Source organism: Paraburkholderia pallida (assembly GCF_004524855.1).
Classification (GTDB): domain Bacteria; phylum Pseudomonadota; class Gammaproteobacteria; order Burkholderiales; family Burkholderiaceae; genus Paraburkholderia; species Paraburkholderia oxyphila.
This window is the reverse complement of sequence record NZ_CP038150.1, coordinates 267,641-285,526: the sequence shown is the minus strand read 5'-3', so window position 1 is coordinate 285,526 and position 17,886 is coordinate 267,641. Positions and strand designations below refer to the sequence as shown.

General features: G+C 63.4%; 16 protein-coding genes. 6 read left to right on the top strand and 10 right to left on the bottom strand.

Features of this window, described 5'->3' with window-relative positions; all coding sequences use genetic code 11:
* The first annotated feature begins 167 nt into the window (after nt 1–167).
* Nucleotides 168–1,184 carry a 1-aminocyclopropane-1-carboxylate deaminase gene (locus E1956_RS27940; protein ID WP_134755340.1) on the top strand — a complete coding sequence of 339 codons (1,017 nt, stop codon included), beginning with the start codon at nt 168–170 and terminating at the stop codon, nt 1,182–1,184.
* Between the two features lie 150 nt (nt 1,185–1,334).
* On the opposite strand, the gene E1956_RS27935 is transcribed toward E1956_RS27940, so the two are convergent.
* The 4 genes from E1956_RS27935 to E1956_RS27920 all read right to left on the bottom strand — a co-directional run bounded on the left by E1956_RS27935 (nt 1,335) and on the right by E1956_RS27920 (nt 5,398).
* A complete protein-coding gene (locus E1956_RS27935) occupies nt 1,335–2,744 on the bottom strand; it encodes a DHA2 family efflux MFS transporter permease subunit (protein WP_134755338.1) in 1,410 nt (469 codons plus the stop codon).
* Entirely contained in the window at nt 2,737–3,303 is a 567-nt protein-coding gene (locus E1956_RS27930) for a cysteine hydrolase family protein (RefSeq protein ID WP_134755336.1), read from the bottom strand. Before E1956_RS27930 ends, E1956_RS27935 begins: the two co-directional genes overlap by 8 nt.
* A 53-nt stretch (nt 3,304–3,356) precedes the next feature.
* Nucleotides 3,357–3,815: a MarR family winged helix-turn-helix transcriptional regulator gene (locus tag E1956_RS27925; protein WP_134755334.1), complete on the bottom strand. Its 459-nt coding sequence runs from the start codon at nt 3,813–3,815 to the stop codon at nt 3,357–3,359.
* Between the two features lie 596 nt (nt 3,816–4,411).
* Nucleotides 4,412–5,398, bottom strand: coding sequence for a response regulator (locus E1956_RS27920; RefSeq protein WP_134755332.1), 987 nt, complete (start codon nt 5,396–5,398; stop codon nt 4,412–4,414).
* A 296-nt stretch (nt 5,399–5,694) separates the two neighbouring features.
* Between E1956_RS27920 and E1956_RS27915 the strand changes: the two genes are divergently transcribed.
* A complete protein-coding gene (locus E1956_RS27915; protein WP_134755330.1) occupies nt 5,695–6,867 on the top strand; it encodes a hybrid sensor histidine kinase/response regulator in 1,173 nt (390 codons plus the stop codon).
* On the opposite strand, the gene E1956_RS27910 is transcribed toward E1956_RS27915, so the two are convergent.
* Nucleotides 6,840–9,395, bottom strand: a complete 2,556-nt coding sequence (locus E1956_RS27910) for a response regulator (protein WP_134755328.1) — start codon at nt 9,393–9,395, stop codon at nt 6,840–6,842. The genes E1956_RS27915 and E1956_RS27910 overlap by 28 nt on opposite strands.
* 428 nt (nt 9,396–9,823) lie before the next feature.
* On the opposite strand from E1956_RS27910, the gene E1956_RS27905 reads away from it, so the two are divergent.
* Both E1956_RS27905 and E1956_RS27900 read left to right on the top strand, forming a co-directional pair.
* Nucleotides 9,824–10,132, top strand: coding sequence for a DUF4148 domain-containing protein (locus tag E1956_RS27905; protein ID WP_134755326.1), 309 nt, complete (start codon nt 9,824–9,826; stop codon nt 10,130–10,132).
* Between the two features lie 343 nt (nt 10,133–10,475).
* A complete protein-coding gene (locus tag E1956_RS27900; RefSeq protein ID WP_134755324.1) occupies nt 10,476–11,666 on the top strand; it encodes a M20 aminoacylase family protein in 1,191 nt (396 codons plus the stop codon).
* A gap of 36 nt (nt 11,667–11,702) precedes the next feature.
* Here E1956_RS27900 and E1956_RS27895 read toward each other — a convergent pair whose 3' ends face one another.
* Nucleotides 11,703–12,119 carry a phosphate-starvation-inducible protein PsiE gene (locus E1956_RS27895; protein WP_232072039.1) on the bottom strand — a complete coding sequence of 139 codons (417 nt, stop codon included), beginning with the start codon at nt 12,117–12,119 and terminating at the stop codon, nt 11,703–11,705.
* Between the two features lie 373 nt (nt 12,120–12,492).
* Here E1956_RS27895 and E1956_RS47420 point away from each other — a divergent pair, with 373 nt between their 5' ends.
* Nucleotides 12,493–12,627 carry a hypothetical protein gene (locus tag E1956_RS47420; protein WP_256377805.1) on the top strand — a complete coding sequence of 45 codons (135 nt, stop codon included), beginning with the start codon at nt 12,493–12,495 and terminating at the stop codon, nt 12,625–12,627.
* Between the two features lie 124 nt (nt 12,628–12,751).
* Here the strand turns inward: E1956_RS47420 and E1956_RS27890 are convergent, their stop codons facing one another.
* The 3 genes from E1956_RS27890 to E1956_RS27880 all read right to left on the bottom strand — a co-directional run bounded on the left by E1956_RS27890 (nt 12,752) and on the right by E1956_RS27880 (nt 16,072).
* Nucleotides 12,752–13,978, bottom strand: a complete 1,227-nt coding sequence (locus E1956_RS27890; RefSeq protein WP_134755320.1) for a porin — start codon at nt 13,976–13,978, stop codon at nt 12,752–12,754.
* Nucleotides 13,979–14,101: 123 nt separating this feature from the next.
* A complete protein-coding gene (locus tag E1956_RS27885; RefSeq protein WP_134755318.1) occupies nt 14,102–15,445 on the bottom strand; it encodes an MFS transporter in 1,344 nt (447 codons plus the stop codon).
* 84 nt (nt 15,446–15,529) lie between these two features.
* The gene (locus tag E1956_RS27880) at nt 15,530–16,072 is read right to left on the bottom strand and encodes a gluconokinase (RefSeq protein ID WP_134755316.1); all 543 of its coding nucleotides are present in this window, start codon (nt 16,070–16,072) and stop codon (nt 15,530–15,532) included.
* Nucleotides 16,073–16,211: 139 nt separating this feature from the next.
* On the opposite strand from E1956_RS27880, the gene gntR reads away from it, so the two are divergent.
* A complete protein-coding gene (gntR, locus tag E1956_RS27875) occupies nt 16,212–17,240 on the top strand; it encodes an HTH-type transcriptional regulator GntR (protein ID WP_134755314.1) in 1,029 nt (342 codons plus the stop codon).
* Nucleotides 17,241–17,265: 25 nt separating this feature from the next.
* Here gntR and E1956_RS27870 read toward each other — a convergent pair whose 3' ends face one another.
* Nucleotides 17,266–17,667: a hypothetical protein gene (locus E1956_RS27870; RefSeq protein ID WP_134755312.1), complete on the bottom strand. Its 402-nt coding sequence runs from the start codon at nt 17,665–17,667 to the stop codon at nt 17,266–17,268.
* Nucleotides 17,668–17,886 lie beyond the last annotated feature (219 nt).

Genomic DNA, 17,886 nt, shown 5'->3' with positions numbered 1-17,886 from the left:
CATATTCATAGACGCGGTTTCATGCCTTTAAAGTAGGCTTCTTGGATTTTTTTCGCAAGCACATTTCGTTCACATCGGCCTAGCATTTTTCAGGCGGAATGCGCGCCTCAGATGCGCGCCGATAGCAGCCGCTCCCCGCGTGCCCCCCCTTATTCCGGAGACATTCGATGAACCTCCAACGCTTTCCCCGTTATCCGTTGACGTTCGGGCCCACGCCCATCCAGCCGCTCAAGCGCCTCAGCGCGCACCTCGGCGGCAAGGTCGAGCTCTATGCGAAACGCGAGGACTGCAACAGCGGCCTCGCGTTCGGCGGCAACAAGACGCGCAAGCTCGAATACCTGATTCCGGAAGCGCTCGCGCAAGGCTGCGACACGCTGGTCTCGATCGGCGGCATCCAGTCGAACCAGACCCGCCAGGTGGCCGCCGTGGCTGCGCATCTGGGCATGAAGTGCGTGCTTGTTCAGGAGAACTGGGTAAATTACGCCGATGCCGTCTACGATCGCGTCGGCAACATCCAGATGTCGCGGATAATGGGCGCCGACGTGCGGCTCGTGCCGGACGGCTTCGATATCGGCATTCGCCCGAGCTGGGAGGAAGCGCTCGAGAGCGTGCGCGCGGCAGGCGGCAAGCCGTATGCGATCCCTGCCGGCTGCTCAGAGCATCCGCTCGGCGGACTTGGCTTCGTGGGCTTTGCCGAGGAAGTCCGCCAGCAGGAAGCGCAGCTCGGCTTCAAATTCGATTACATCGTCGTGTGCTCGGTCACCGGCAGTACGCAAGCGGGCATGGTCGTCGGCTTTGCGGCCGATGGGCGCGCGGATCGCGTCATCGGCATCGATGCATCGGCGACACCGGAAAAGACCCATGCGCAAATCACGCGCATCGCGCGTCATACCGCTGAGCTGGTCGATCTCGGGCGCGCGATCCACGAGCGCGATGTGGTTCTCGATACGCGCTACGGCGGCCCCGAATACGGCTTGCCGAACGCAGGCACGCTGGAGGCGATCCGCCTGTGTGCGCGCCTGGAAGGCATGCTGACAGACCCGGTCTACGAAGGCAAGTCGATGCACGGCATGATCGACAAGGTACGCCGCGGCGAATTCGAACCGGGTTCGAAGGTGCTGTACGCGCATCTGGGAGGCGTGCCGGCGCTCAGTGCGTATAGCTTTCTCTTTCGCGACGGCTGAGACGCGGCGGGCACGGCGCGGTGCGAGCGCTGCTCGATCGACCAAGGCCCGCGGTTATCGAGGGCGAGCAGGCAGGCCGGATCAGAATCAGCACGACGACGAGATGCTGGAACTCTTGCTTAGCCACGCAAAAGCGCGCGATTGAGGCCACTACCCGGCAACAGCCACCGGCAGCCGGGTGGTTGCCACGCACGTCAATCCATGCAACGCGCACAACGCAATGAAAGCCCACCCATACGGCCCGAACATCCCCAAAGCCGCATGCACCGGCTCCTTCAACTGCCAGGCAAGCAGCAAGGTGCACAGCGTGGTCCAGGTGGGGCCGCCGAGCCGCTGGACGATATTCATCGTCGTCGTGGCCATCGGCAGATGCGGCCGCTCGACCGATGCATACGCCGCGGATAGCGACGGCGCACCGATAGTGCTGAGCCCCATCCCGCGCAAAAAAAGCCCTGCAGCGAGCACAAACGGATGGAGGCCGTTGCTCGCCAGCCAGACAAACGGCAGCGTCCCCATCAGCGCAAGCAATGCGCCACCGAGGGCAAGCTTGCGCACGCCGAACCATGTCGTGAGCTTGCCCATGCATAGATACGTGAGCAGCATGCCCAGCCCCATCGGCATGAGCATCCAGCCCATTTCGCCGGGCGAGCGGCCACACGCGTCGATCAGGAACATGGGCACCAGCGCCTGGCCTGCGAACATCGCGCCATTCGACAGGAACTGCGTCGAGGCCACGGCGCCGAAGACGGTGCCGCGAAAGAGCCCCAGATCCAGCAGCGCATGATCGCCCTTGCGGCGTTGCACGCAGAGAAAGGCCATCAGCAGCGCAACACTAACTGGCAACGCCACCAGGCCCACAGGCTCGCCAAGTCGCGCACAACCATAAAGAAAGAGGACCAGCGCTGGCGATAGCAGCATGAGCCCGATCCAGTCGAGTTCGCGCGGCCGCGTCTGGGTCCGGTCGTGCGGCAGGAAGCGCCATGCCAGCACGAGTGCGAGCACGCCAATCGGCAAGTTCAGCAGAAACAGCCAGCGCCACGAGGCATGCTGGAGGATTGCGCCGGCGACCAGCGGCCCGAGTATCGGGGCCGCGAGCACCGGGACGGCCATATAGCCGATCACGCGCGCCATCTGCTTGCCCGCCGCGCGCGCGACGATCATCTGCGCCATCGGCGCAAGCAGTCCTCCGCACGCCCCCTGCAGCACGCGAAACGCAATCAGCGAAGACGCAGACCACGCCATGCCACACAACGCCGATGCGAGCGTGAATGCCAGAAAACACCACAGATAAACGGCCTTCGCGCCGATCCGGTCCACCAGCCAGCCGCTTATCGGCAGAACCAGTGTAAGCGTCAGCAGATAGCCGCTCGTGACCCATTGAATCGTCGCGAGACTGGTATGGAGGTCCGCGGCGAGACTCGAAAGCGAGACGTTCACGATGGTCGCATCGAGTTGCGCGAGTAGCGAGCCTATCGTCGCAACGGAGATGATCTTCCATTGCGAGGCGTCGAGCCGGCTCGCGGACTCGATGCTCTTCGCACCGCCACCCCCTTCAGGCATGGCGCCGATCCAGGGCCGCACAGATGGCTTGTGCCGTGCCGGTTTCCCCCAGCAGCGGGAAGGTGCGCAACAGACTGTTCTCGTGGGTTTGCGCGCTCAGGTCGGACATGGCGTCGATCGCAAGCGTCACGTTGAACCCCAGTTCATGCGCCTGACGTGCGGTGGATTCCACGCCGATGCTGGTCGCAACGCCCGAAAGCACGACCTGCGTGACACCGCGTTCGCGCAGATACGCCTCAAGATCGGTGCCGGTGAACGCGCCCCAGGTCCGCTTCGTGACGAGGTGCTCGTGCGGTTGGCGGTCCAGTTCGGGTACCAGTTCCGTCCAGTCGTCGGGCATCGAGAATGCCCGAGGCGGTTGTTCGTTGCGGCCCGGGGCAGCGCCCGCGACGTTGACGAACACGATCGGCAAATCGTGGCGGCGGAATGCATCGACAAGCACGACGGCACTCGCCACGGTCTGACTCATCGGAGGCACCACATTGGGGAGGTTGGCAATGCCTTTCTGCAGATCGACAACGATCAGTGCAGTCTTCGGGTCAATCGTCGTGATGCTCATGCGGCTCTCCTGCAAGATCGCAAAGAATGGCGTGTTGACGGCTTAAACCGGATTCATGCCGAGTCGCCCGACGGCAGGTTGCCTAATCGGCTGATCAAAGGAATGGCGGCTTCGAGTGCGCGCAGCTCCTCGGGCTCGAAAGTGGCCAGCGCCGCCATCATCCATTCGCGTTTCGCGACGCTGCGCCTTCTGCGTTCTTCAGTGCCCGAAGCCGTCAGCACAAACAAGATCTGGCGCCCGTCGGTCGGATGCGGGCGTCGCTCGACCAGTCCGTCTTCTTCGAGGCCTGCGAGTATCACCTTCATCGACTGAGGCTTCATGGCTTCCATACGCGCCAGATCGGCCGTTGTCGCGGGGCCTTGCTCGAGCCTCGCCAGCGCGCCCATCTGCGACAGGTTCAGTTCGTGCGGATTCGCTGTGGAGCGCAGCCTGCGAACGAACTGGCCCAGTGCCAGCATCAGGTCCGCGGCGATGGTGTCGGGAGAAGGGTCGGGGTCGCGAGCTCGTTTCATGCGCACATCATAGATATCGACAGTTTATCTTGCAAGTTTATCTGTTCAAATTTTTCACGTGCTCGGATAGTGCGACAGGCCATGCACGGCTGCTGCGGCTCACGGTAAATGATCTGATTACGCACTGGCGGACGTTGCGTGCGCAGGCACGCTCCGCTTCAGGCAGTTCGCCGGTGGGAGTGTGAGGAGTTGGCGTTGACAGCGTGCTAGCGTGCGTGCGAGCGCGGCGGGCGATGCGCCCGCCGGGCGGGTTGTCCCTGATTGCTAACGTCAACCCGTCGAACCGCCCCCTTCATCCGGCAGCGGCTGGCTAGACCCCGAGCCTCACGAGGTCGTCCATGCACAGACCCGAAGTGTGCGCCAGCCAACAATCCCGGCCACGCGACGCCACCTGAGCGCACATCGCATGCCTACCATCAGGATTCCAGCCAGGTGGCGGTGTCCCATGACCCCAAATCAGTGGCTAATAGTCGGGGCGGTCCTGTTCGGGGCGGCGCTGTGCGCGCTCGTTGCCCTGCTCGTTATCGGGTTCAATTAAACGCAGGCTGCCACGCCGGCTACCGGCATTCGTGCGCACGCATTGCATGCTCGACCCACTACGGATGCACAGCGCACGAATCCGAGCGATGGAACTGCTGCTCCAGGCGCCACTCCGCAAACGTCAACGGACGCGCTACCAGATCGTCTCCGTCCAGACGCGTCCAGCTGTAAAACGCGCCCGGAAGCCCGTTGATCGCATGAGGCACCGCGTAGCGCACGATCTCCGCCTCGGGCCGATAGGCCTGATGCGGCCAGAAGATCGGCATGGTGCGCCGCGCATTCATCTCGTCAAGCAGCTCGCGCGGGCCACCTTCGTCCGCGATCACGTCGCATTGCAGCGCCCAGTCGGTCTCATCCCAAGCGAGAAAAATGCCCGCTTCGCCAGCGGCGTCGAAAGTCAGGATGGCGTTCCCGTCGGGTCGCCAGTAATACTCGGTAATCGACTCTCGCCTCGCGAGATTCTCGAGCACCGCGAGGGTCTCCGGCCGCGCATAGACGGCCCCCGTATCATGAACACTGACGAGCCCACGGCTCATGCAGTGCTTGCGTCGCGCGTCGCCCAACAACGCGCGCAGCTTGACGATCATTTCCACGTCCGACTTCTTCAGGTAATAGTCGATCAATCCGGCATTGAACGCATCGACTGCCTCGGGAGCCCCCGCTTTGCCGGTCAACAAAATTCTCGTGCAGTCGATGCCCTTCATTTGCGACAGGAACGTGAGCCCGTCAATTTCCGGCATCTCGTAGTCGACCACGACAGCGGCGACCGATTGGAAACGGTTGCCGTCCTCCATGACGTCGTCACCAACGGCATTGCCTGCGCCACAGTCGACCGCCGCAAAGTCGCGCCCCGCCAGCCGCGCGCCCCTTGCCGGATATCCGTTGCGCATCACGAAGTCCAATGCCTGCCCTGGGCGGGCAAAGAAATGATGCGTGCGGGTATCGGGAAACATGCTCCGCAATGCCGAGAGGAAACCGACACTGTCGTCGAGGAACACGGCGGATGCAGGAAAGGAAACGGGCTGCCGGGTGAAATCGCTCATGGTCGCTTATGTCGTTGAGCCGCAGAATTAACGCGAATGCATCATCGGTTCGCGATGCGTATTGAATCGACGCGATTAACTTTTGATGCAGTCCCTGGGCATTCCCCTGAAATGCTTCAAGAGCATTCTATGGCAGAATGCACGAGCGTGCGGAGCAGATTCGGAATCCCCGATCAAGTTTTACAAACTGTATCCGGCACTATCAAAACATCCATGAAAGACGATCCATGCCGACCTCGTCCTTCGAGAAATATGCGAGACATCCCCATTCGTTTTTCACCTTCTGAGCCGTTGCGATGAGCGGCCAGGTTCAACCTTCACCGCTCATTCTCTTCGTTGACGACGATGAGATGTCACGCACGCTATTCGCACGCGCAACGCGCGGCCTTTACCACGTTCGCGTCGCGCAGCACGCGGATGAGGCGATGGCGATTCTGGACAGGCATGCCGCCGAAACCGCCATTATCGTGACGGACTTCCGGATGCCGGGCCGCAACGGCGACGACCTGCTGCGCGAGATTGCGGAGAAGTATCCGCATATCGTGCGCATCCTCGTCACGGCGTACGCGGACAAGGATTTGCTGTTGCAGATGGTCAATACCGGCAACGTGTTTCGCATCATCGAAAAGCCGCTGCGAATGGAGGCCATCGGCGAGGTCCTGAGTCTCGCGATCGCGCACTTCAATGAGCGGGAGAGCCGCCATCAACGCCTGCTGGCCATGGACGAGACGTTGGGCTTTCTCGCCCATGAGCTCAATACGCCACTGGCAGCGATCGCGCTTTTTGCGCGCGGCATCGGGGAGGACAGGCCCGATGAATCCGAGCCCGAGCGTCGTGCCAGATTTGCCGACGCGGCCACCTCCATGCTCGATAACGCGCAGTATTGCCTGAGCCTGATCGAGTCGTTCTGGTCGTCGGTGAAAGATGGCGGTCAGCGGCCGTCATCGCCGGCGGCCACGCACGAGGTCAGGGCAACGCGCCTCGTGGCCGGACTGATCGAGACCTACCCGTTCGTCTCCTCGCAGCGCGACTGGATAGCGGTCGACGTGCAGGGTGACTTTATCGTGAGCGCGATGCCCAATTGCGTGGCGCTCGTGCTGTCTTCGCTGTTGTCGAACGCCCTGCGTGCGCTCAATGGCTCGAACGCGCCGTCGTTGCGCATCGAAGTGACGACGCTGCCGGCGCCTGCGATTCGCGTCTGCGATAACGGCCCGGGGATTGCGCCCGACATCAAGGCGCGCCTCGCGCACGACGTCGTGACCACGCATGCCGGGAGCGGCGGGCACGGCATGGGCATGATCTTTTGCAATCGCATCATGCAATCATGCGGCGGAAGCCTGCGGATCGAATCCGCCCTGGGCGTGGGCACGACGGTCACGATGGACTTTGGCAACTCGAGAAAGCGGGCTTATGCCATTGACAGCCACGCGCCGCTCGAAGCTCATTCGTCGCGCGGCACCTTGTCGTAGCCGCGTGTGGTTTTGGCCGAAGCGCAATACGTTTGCAGCGCATCGGCTGAACGCTCGCCTAGTGCCGTGATCCGGCCAATCCAATCGGGTTCCAGCGGCCACTGACCGGCTACCAGCCGTGGATAGACGTTCCTCACCAGCGCATGCAAGGCCTGCGCACCCATATTGCCACTGACACCGAGCAGACGATGCAGCGCCGCATGGGCCGCTTCGATATCCTGCTTCTCTGCGGCAGCTGAAAGCTGCGTCAGCAGCGATCGAATCTGCGTGATGCCATTGAGGAAAGTCTCGTCGAGCAAATCGAGCCTCGCGAGTTCGTCGAGCTGCTCTTTGTCCAGCAGTTCGCCATCCGTTGCGATCGGCTCTGCATGAGGTGGGATGAGCGAGTCCGGCGACGAATCCGCCTTCGTCAAGGTGTGCAATACGCGCTGCCGTGCGAATTGCCTGGCAAGCGCCGCGTAGAGTGCGCCCACCTGAACGGGCTTGGTCACGACTTCGTTCATGCCCGCGGCCATGCACTCCCGAACCGCGTCCATGTCGGTCTGGGCGGTCAAGGCAATGATCGGAATCCTCGCGTAGCGGTCGTTGCGGGCACGAATCAGCGAGGTGGCCTCCACGCCCCCCATCCCCGGCATGTTCATGTCGATCACGACCGCGTCTATGGCGGTGCCGTCCTTCAAGCGGCTCAGCACGGCGTCCCCGTGCTCGGCTTCGATGACGCTCGCACCGCATCGCTCCAGATAAGCCTTGGCAACGAGCCTGCTGAAGGTGTCGTCGTCCGCCACGAGGATCGATTTGCCCTGGAAGCCCTCGAAGCCCTTGCCCAGATGCCGCCGGTCGCCGCTTTCGAAGAGCGCCTGAAGCGACGTGATCAATTCCATCATGCCGCAGGATTTGCTGATCACGTCATCCATGCCGGCCCGGCGCGCAAGGACATGGGCCACATTGCCGGACTCCGCGGTATAGCCCGCGATCAAGACATCCCGGTTCGGCAACTCACTGCCTGCGCGAATTCTTTCGGTGGTCGTGTAGCCATCCATCACCGGCATGTTCACGTCCATCAATACGAGGTCGCAGGGCGCGGCGCCCCTGCCCTGCAGCATGGCCAGCGCACGCTGCCCGTTGTCGGCCTCGCTGATCTGCGCGCCCAGCTTCGACAACACGCGCTGAACTTTCAATCGCTGGTCGACGTCGTCGTCGACGAGAAGAATCGACTTCCCATGAAAAACGGGCGTGGCCCGCGCGAGAATCTCGCGCTCGTGCTCGGCGATCTCGCGGTCGGCAATAGCGGGAAAGCGCAACGTGAATTGCGTGAACTCGCCGAGCTGCGAATGGCAGGTGATCGTGCCGCCGAAGGCCTGCATCGCGCGCTGACAGTATGCGAGCCCGAGTCCGGTCCCCGCCGAATTGCCCGCTGTGCGCAAAGGCTCGAACAGATGCGGCAGGATCTCCGGGGAGATGCCCGGGCCGGTATCGCGCACGACCACGGTATGGCGGTCGACCACCAGCGTGAGCGTGGCCGACGGGTGCGCAGCCATATGATGCAGCGCGTTCTTGATCAGGTTGAAGAGCGTAAACAGATAGACCGTTTCGTCGACCTTGAAGACGAAATCCTCGAGCACGAGGAGCCTGACCTTGCTGTGCTCGGTGTCGTCGGCAAAGCCGTATTCGTCCAGCACCTTGCGCGTGGTGCTCGCCGCGCGCAGATAGGCGAGATGGTCTGAGCGGATGGGTTTCGCGCTCACTTCGTCGAGCGTCATGGCAATAATTTGCAGACCCCGCTCGATCGAGAGTTGGCCCTGTGCGAGGTAGCGATAGAGCGACGTCGCATTCGCGTGCGTCAACACCAGCGACCGGCCGATTTCGGTTGACGCAGGCAGGGCCTCCTCCATGCCGTCGAGCACGTATCTCAACTGGCTCAGCGGATTGCGCATTTCATGGGCGATCGAGCCCGCGAGCGCCTTGAGCGCCCGATTCTTTTCGACAATGATGCGGCCTTTGCTGATCGCGTGACTAAAGACCATGCTGCACAGCACGACCACGGGGAGCAGCGCGATATTCGACATATCGGCTGCGCTAAGGATGATCGGCGTTGGGAAAGTGATGACCGCCGCCACGATGCTCGCGGCGATACCGGCGCCGATGCACGCCATCAGCAAAAGCGGGCTGTCGATACACAGCGCCAGAATGAAGATCATCATGACTTCGGTCATCATCCACATCGTGGAGAAGCCATTTCTGATCGCAAGGAACGTACAGACGAACGGCAAGACGTAGATCAGGCAAACATGCCAGTAGATGAGCAGATAACGGCTGTACTGCTTGGGCCAATGTGCCTGAAAGATCAACGGGATACAGAGGCACGCGGCGCTCAGGCGCAGAAAAAGATTGTCGTACGGCTGTGGCAGGACCCAGGTCCAGACCACGTAGTAAATGGGGTGGCACAGAAGGCCCAATATGCCCCCCCAACGAATCGCAAGCCGGCTTCGTTCGAGCATGTCCGTCATGCTTTCGCGCGGCATCACCATCAAGCCTCCAATGACGTTTTTATGACCCTGCCGGTTCAGGCAGGGCGCTCTGTTGTGCTTCCCCAGTCGCGCGTGCTCGACAGCCTGAACGGGAACGCCGTGTTCAGCCCCGCCGGACCACAAGCGAAGCATTCAATATATAGCGTCTCGCCGCGTGAGGCGAGTTCTGCTGGAGAAACGAAATATCCCCGCCTATGGCCGTGGGGCCGTTGCTAATCGCGTTGCGGTTGGCATGCTTTCGACATAGTCCAAAGGACTCCTGCGCGGCGCGCCATCCCGGCAAACAGGCTTGGGGGATCCTTCTGCTTTCTGGAAGGGTATCTTCCCAGGATCATGGTTAACCCTGGAGCCTGAAACTCCTAGACTTTGGTCATCGGTTGCAGCGAATCCGCAGCATCGAAAGCCAAAACACAATGGAGGTTGTCATCATGAAGTCCCTTATCCAGGCCGTCGCAGTTGCTGTTGCCCTCGTTGTCCCGGTTGCATCGTTCGCCCAGTCGAATGGGCCGCTGACCCGCGCGCAGGTTCGCGCCGAACTGGTGCAGCTCGAAAAGGCCGGCTATAGCCCGGGCCGCGCCAACGATCCGCACTACCCCGACGACATCCTTGCTGCACAAGCCAAGGTCAACGCACAAAACAGCGCGTATGGCGGCGTCGCCAACGGCTCGTCGGCCTCGGGCGCCCCGGTTGCCCGCCCCGCCTACGACGGCATGAAGCCGATCTACTTCGGCCAGTAAGCAGCGGGATTCGCCCGCTCCCCAAGGGGCGCCGCACTCGTGCGCCCCTCGTTTGAAAGACTGGCCCGCTCCCGCGATCAAGCCCGGAACGCGCCAGTTTTTGCATGAATACCTCCACCATGGGGGCCCCGCCCCGATGGTTTCACCCGGACCTCGCCGGTCTGGGTCTTTTTCGCCCTTGCGGGTGCGGTGCTAGCCGTCATCGCCCGAATTCCTTATATTCCCCATCGCGGATGCCCCGGAGCGCGGCGGCCGGCTGCGCACGACGCCGCCGCCGATCCGGCGCGCCATCCCCCCGATTCGACGCTACCGCGTCCAGGCCAATATCAGGAGCCCCCACCCCATGAGCGAAAGCCGTTATTGCGAAGTTGCCGACCTGGCCCATGCCCGCGAGCAACTCTGCGAGATCCGTCATCACATCCACCAGCATCCGGAGCTGTCCTACGAGGAGGCCGATACGGCCGATTTCGTCGCGCGCAAGCTCGAGGCGTGGGGCTATGAGGTGACGCGCGATGTCGGCGGCCATGGGGTTGTCGGCTCGCTGAAGGTGGGCACGCGCGCGCGCACGGTGGGCGTGCGGGCCGACATGGACGCGCTGCCGATCCAGGAGCAGACCGGCCTCGACTACGCGAGCATTCACGACGGCAAGATGCACGCGTGCGGCCACGACGGCCACACGACCGTCCTGCTCGGCGCGGCGCAGCAGCTCGCGAAGACGCGCAACTTCGACGGCACCGTGCACCTGATTTTCCAGCCCGCGGAAGAAGCCGGCTCGGACAGCGGCGCCGTGCGCATGATTGCCGATGGCCTGTTCGAGCGCTTCCCGTGCGAAGCGATCTTCGGGCTGCACAACCATCCGGGCATGGCGGCCGGCACGTTCGGCTTTCGCAGTGGTCCGTTGATGGCCGCCTGCGACACCGTCAAGGTGCGCATCGCGGGACGCGGCGGTCACGCCGCGCGTCCGCATCTGGCGATCGATCCCGTGCTGGTGGGCAGCAGCATCGTGATGGCACTGCAATCGGTGGTGTCGCGCAACGTCGATCCGAACGAGGCCGCGGTGGTGACCGTCGGCTCGTTCCGCTCAGGCTTCGCGCCGAACGTGATCCCGGAGGACGCCGTGCTGGAACTGAGCGTGCGCTCGTTCTCGCCGGCCGTGCGCGAGCTGCTGGAATCGCGCATCCGCGCGCTGGTGGAATCGCAGGCGCAGGCTTATGGCGCGAGCGCGGAGATCGACTATATCCGCGGCTATCCGGTGCTCGTGAACAGCGAGGCCGAGACCGACTTCGCGCGCCGGGTGGCCGAGGAGCTGGTCGGGCCGGAGCGCGTCGTTGCGCCGTTCCCGCCGATCGCGGGCAGCGAGGACTTCGCGTACTACCTGCAGCAGCGCCCCGGCTGCTTCGTGCGTCTCGGCAACGGCGAAGGCCAGCCGATGCTGCACAACGCCCGCTATGACTTCAACGATGAGAACCTCACCATTGGCGCTGCGTTCTGGACGCGCCTCGTTGAGCGCTTTTTGAGCGCGACGCGCGCATAAGCAGCGCAGCGCCGGTATTGGGAGCCCTCACCCTCCTTAACCGGCCTCTTCGCTTTTCGTCTCGGCCACATTGCTCGGATAGCGGGCCTGTCCATAGCGAATCAGCAACACACCGAGCGCGATCAGCACGATCGCGCCTGCTGACGCCAGCAGGTGCAGCTCCGTATTCGAGCCCGAGCGCAGAATCAGATCTCGCGCGATCGACACCATCGCGATGTAGAGCGGAAAGCGCACCGGCAGTTGCCCGGCCTTCAGGTACTGCCCGACCATCGCGAAGACTTCCAGATACAGGAACATCAGCAGCAGGTCGGTCAGCGTGACGCCATCGGAATTCACCATCCGCCAGATCAGATGCACCATCGCCGCGACGGTCCCGATGCCGATAATCCCGAGGCCGAACAGCTCCGCAAGCTCCATCGCGCGCTCGAGCCGCCCTTTGATCGACTTTTGCAAGGCGTTCTCGTATTTCATATGTTCCTTCAATCCTTTGAATAACCGTCAGGAACGAGGAATCGTAACGCGAGACTGTGAAATGACGAAAATCGGGCCGGAAAAGTCCGCGTGGGCTGCGCCGATACTTTTTATGTGCCGTTTTATATGTTTCGACGCACCCGCTCAGCTACCGGGAAGCTGGCGGGAAACCGCTCGACTACATGGCACACCGGCTTCCAGCCAATGGAATGTTGTAATAGCGCAACGGCAAATGTGTGCCAGATCCGCGAACTGATGCTCGGGGCGCGCCTTGCCCCCTCTTTCCTTGCATTCTGGCGGGGCATCGCTATAATAGGGTTTACCCTTAGGTAACTACCATAGAATCGAGAACACCATGGCTGCGCTCATCGCCGCAATTTCGTCTACCGTCACTCACGCTTTCGAGGCTGTTGGCCGCCTCAGCGTCAAGGCGCTCAATCGCCACCTGGAATACTGCGAGCTGCTCGCAGAAGCGCAACGCCGCTACTAATCCGCTCGAGCAGCAAAGACGCCCGATCCGCCGCGAAATACGCCGCGCCCGCATGGGCAGCGGCGCTTGCGGATCGGCGCGGACTATGCCCGTCCGTGGGCACAGTCCGTTGCACCGGATCGCATCAGAACCGGTGCACGATCCCCACCCCCGCCGCAAACATGCTGCGCGAGGACGCGGGCGAGGTCTGGAAGCCGTCGCCGATCGTCGCCGTTGCGTCGATGATCGACTTGCCGTTCGTGCCAAGCGTCTGCCCATTCGCGCGCTGGTAAGCCTGAAGGGCGTACAGGCCCGTGCGCTTTGAGAGTGAGTAGTACTCGGAAAGCGTGAATTGCTGGTACTGGGCGCTGCTCGCGATGCCGTTGGCTTTCGTCGCGCGCGTATAGCTGTAGCCCGTTGCGAAGTCCCATGCAACCGTGGGCTTCCAGTGCAGCACGATGCCACCCGTGTTGAAGATCGCCTCGTCGCGGAACGCCGAGTTCGTGCCCGGCACGTACTGGACGTTCGAGTACGTGGCCGTGATGTCGAACTGGCTGTTGAACGTATAGCCCGCCCCCACCGCGAAGCGCTGCTGCGCCTGCGCGGTCTGGTAGCCGTTCGTCACCGCCGACAAACCCGCCTGCGCGCCCGCGTTCGACGTGGTCGAATCCGCGCCGAACGCGCCACCTCCCATCGTCGAGTTGTTGATCCGCGAGAAACCCACCGCCAGACCGACTGGCCCCTGCGCATACTGGATGGCGGCGGCCCACGTTGAGCCCTGGTTCACGCTGCCTGGCACACCGGCCAGCGAATACGAGCCGCTGAACTTGAAGCCGTAAAGCTTCGGCGAAACATACAGCAGTGTGTTGTTCGCACGATAGATCGTGTCGAGGCCGTCCACGTCGCCCGGGTGCGCGCCGTAGAAGCCCGTGAGCCAGGTCGTCGGGCTGTACGGCGAAAGCAACTGGTAGTACGCCGCGTACTGGCGGCCCGCGGTGAGCGAGCCGTAGGTGTCGTTGGTCACGCCTACGAACGCCTGGCGGCTGAACATCGTGTTGCTCGTCTGCATCGCACCCGAGTTGGCGCTGAAGCCCTCTTCCAGCTGGAAGATCGCCTTCGTGCCGCCACCCAGATCCTCCCCGCCCTTCAAGCCGAAACGGCTGCCTGCCCAGACGCCCGTGATCATTTTCACGGCCGAGCGGCCGCCCGATGTCGACCCAAGCGTCGTCGCGCTCGACTGATAGCCCAAGCCGTTATCGACGATGCCATACAGCGTCACGCTGCTCTGCGCGAATGCCGGCGCATGCGCCGCCGCAGCCAGCGAGGTCACAGCCGCGAAACCGATGAGGCGTCGTTGGTGGTTATTTTTCATTGCGAGTGTGCTCCAAGTCCTCGATTCGAGGTTGTTGTTAATTCGTTGTTCTTAGTAATTCGATTTTAAGTTCGATGGGTCATGCGCCCGGCGGACGCTGTCGCGCCGCCGGGTCACGGCCGATCAATCCACCGTTGTCGTTGTTTTTGAAGCCGTGCGCGCGTTTGCTTCGCCCTGGGCCACGGGCTCGGGAATCGCCTCGATACGGCCCATCACGAACACGAACGACACGATGCCCACCGCGAGGATCACGCCCGCCACGAGGAATGCGTTGGTGAAGGAGTTCGTCGCGCCGACGATGATGCCCGTCACGATCGGCGCGGCCACGCCCATCAGGTTATTGGCGAAGTTCATGATGCCGCCGATGGTGCCCACGCCGCCCTTCGGCGCAATCAGCGAAGGCAGCGACCAGCCCACCGGCGCAGCGGCGGCAAGGCCGCCCAGCGCAATCGAAATCCAGAAGATCGCCCAGCCGGGATTCGTGGTCTGCGTCGCGCCGAATACCGCAAGGCCGAACAACATACCCGTCACCAGCACCGCGCGGCGCACGCGCGTCTCGTCCTTACCGCGGGCGATCAGGTGGTCGATCAGCCAGCCGCCGACGAGCAGATCCGTTGCCGTGGCCACGGCCCACGGAATCGCCGCGAAGCCGGCCGATTTGAGAATGCTCATGTGCATGGTCTGGACCAGGTAACCCGGCAGCCAGGTCAGGAACAGATAGAACGAGTAGCCGTACGCGGCAAAGCCGATCGTCAGGCCCCAGACCTTGGTCTTCGTCAGCAGGTAGCCCAGCATGCCGAACACGCTGCCGCCCGGCGTGCCTTCGGGCGTCGCGCCGCCCTGCTGGATATAGTCCAGCTCCGCCGCGGAAAGCTTGCTGTCCTTGCTCGGATCGCGATAGATCGTGAGGAATGCGATGAAATACGCGAAGCTCAGCAGCGCGGTGACGCCGAAGCCCCAGCGCCAGCCGACGTTCACGACGACCACGGCGACCAGCGGCACGCCGATCACATTGGAGAACTTGGCCGCGGCGTCGAAGATGGCCGTCGCCAGCGCCCGCTCCTTGCGCGGAAACCAGTAGCCGGTGGCCTTCGAGCTGACCGGAAAGCCCGGCGCTTCCGCGATCCCGAGCACCGCGCGCGCGGCGAACACGCCGCCGAACCCGCTCGCGAAGACGGTGATGGCGGAGGCCAGGCCCCACAGGAATGCCCCCAGCCGGCCAATGCGCGTCACGCCGTAGCGGTCGAGCAGAATGCCGGCCGGCACCTGGAGCAAGGCGTACGGCCAGAAGAAGGCGCTGAACAGCAAGCCCATCTCGGCTGGCGAGAGGTTGAACGCCTCCTTCATCTGCGGCGCCGCTACCGAGAGGTTGATGCGGTCGAAGTAGTTGATGAGCACGCCTATGCCCAGCAACAGTCCTATGGCCCAGCGCCGGTTGGGGATGCGTTTTCCTGATGCGGTTGTCATCGTTGTCTCCTTGCTTGTCTCTATTGTTCTGGTTCTAATTTTCTGTCTCGCCGGCCTGAGGGCCAGACTAAAGACAGCGCTATCTCACGCGGCCTGCATAAAGCCCGGCCGCATTTGCGTGCTCGCGCACCACGCCACCGCATCCGTGACGATGCTGGCGAGCGAGCGCGTGCCGTCGACGGTCAGGGTCAGCGGCTCCGCAACCGGCGGCTCCAGCGCGGCAAACTGGCTTTCGACCAACGAGGCCGGCATGAAATGGTCGTCGCGCTGCGCAACACGCCGCAGCGCCTCCGCCTGCGGCAGATCGAGAAACACGAAGCCGAGCGACGCCGTGGCCGCGCGCAGCCGGTCCCGGTAGCGCTCCTTGAGCGCCGAGCAGGCCAGCACCGCGCGCTCGCCCCGGCTGGCGGCGCGCTCGAGCTCGGCGCTGAGCCGGTCGAGCCAGCCGGCGCGGTCCTCGTCGGTGAGCGGGATGCCGCGCGCCATCTTCTCGACATTCGCCTTCGGATGGAACGCGTCGCCTTCGATCAGCACGCCGCCGACGTGCTCGGCCACCGCCCGCGCCACGCTGCTCTTGCCGCAACCCGCTACGCCCATGACGACGAGGGATGTAATTTGCCGGGTCATTCGAGTCTCCCAAAACCTTGAGATAGCGCTATCTCAAACTTTCAAAAAAAGTGCACCATCACGCGCAATACATATTGGCCGCCGTATTAGGGGCACTACCATTGCGCAGGGTGCAAGACAGCGCTATCCTAAATCGATCATGGCAACTTCAACACTCAGGAAAACCCGCAGCACCGGCAGGCCCACCCTCGAGGAGGTCGCCCGGCGCGCCGGCGTGAGCACGATTACGGCATCGCGCGCCTTGCGCGGCGTGGGCTCGGTGGGGCCCGACCTGGTGGAGCGCGTCAAGGCCGCCGCCGCCGCGCTCAACTACGTCACGAACCCCGCGGCGCGCGCGCTCGCGTCGTCGCGCAGCGACGCCGTGGCCGTGGTGATCCCGTCGATCTCGAACGCCGTGTTCGTGGACGTGCTGGAATCGATTCACTCCGTGCTGCGCCCGCGCGGCTATGAGGTGCTGATCGGGAACTCGCACTACTCGCGCCACGCGGAGGAAGACCTGATCCGCCATTACCTGGCGTCGCCGCCCAGCGGCCTGATCGTCAGCGGCTTCGACCGCACCGAAAGCGCGCGCCGCATGATCGATGCGAGCGGTGTGCCCTGCGTGCACATCATGGAGCTCGATGCCGCCGAGGGCGTGCACTGCGTAGGCTTCTCGCAGGTGCGGGCAGGCGCTGCCGTCGCCGAGCATCTGCTGGGCCGTGGCTGCCGCCGCAATGCTTTCGTGGGCGCCCAGCTCGATTCGCGGACGATGCAGCGCGGCGAAGGCTTTCGTGAGGCGCTCCAGCGCAAAGGCCTCTACGATCCCGATCTCGAAGTGCTCACGCCGTCACCCTCGTCGATCGGGCTCGGATGCGAGCTGTTCCGGCAATTGCTGCAACGCCGGCCCGACGTGGACGGCATTTTCTTCGGCAACGACGACCTCGCGCAGGGCGCCCTGTTCGAGGCGCGCCGCCAGGGCATCGAGATTCCAGCCCGGGTGGCCATTGTCGGCTTCAACGACCTGGCCGGCGCCGCCGATTGCGTGCCGCGCCTGACCACGGTTCGAACGCCACGAGCGGAAATGGGGCGCGTCGCGGCCAATCTGCTGCTCTCGATGATCGACCGCGAGCCGATTGCCAAGCCGGCGGTCGACCTGGGGTTCGAACTGGTGGTGCGGGAAAGCGCTTAGGATCTGCTCACGCTAATAGCTGGGCCTACGGGCGCTCGGTAACCGGCCCTTCGGCATCCACGCGGCCGACGGCGCCCGCCGCGCCGCCGACGTTGATCGGGCCACGCGCTTCCAGATCGCCGTGGACGACCAGCGGGCCGTGCACCGTCAACGGGCCATAAAAGGTGTTTTCTCCTGCGCGCCTGTCCATGTCGGGATCGTCGTGCGCAATCCGTTCAACTCGCGCTGCCGTTATCGGCCCGGCGGCGTGGATGTCTCCGGCCACCCTCAGCGAACCCTCGACCGTCAACGGCCCGCGCACGACGAGCGACCCCGTGACGTTGAGCGGTCCCGTGGCAACAGGCTCCGCATACGCCGATGCGAAAGCAATGAAAAACACGAGCAGGATCGCGCCTGCCGCCGTGCCTCGCGTCAATCCTGATCTCATGGTCTTTCCTCGGCTTCCAATGCAGGGGTTCACATCGAAGCCTGGATCGCGCAAGTTGCGCGCCCGCCCTGCCGTCAGCCGATGCGCACCGGCACTCTGTCCCTCGAGCCGAGACATTGGCGTGCACGCATACCGAAACCATCCACTTACATTCAGGATGACTGATTATCTAGACACGGCACAACTGCCTGTGCACGCGTAGCCTCAACATTCGAATTG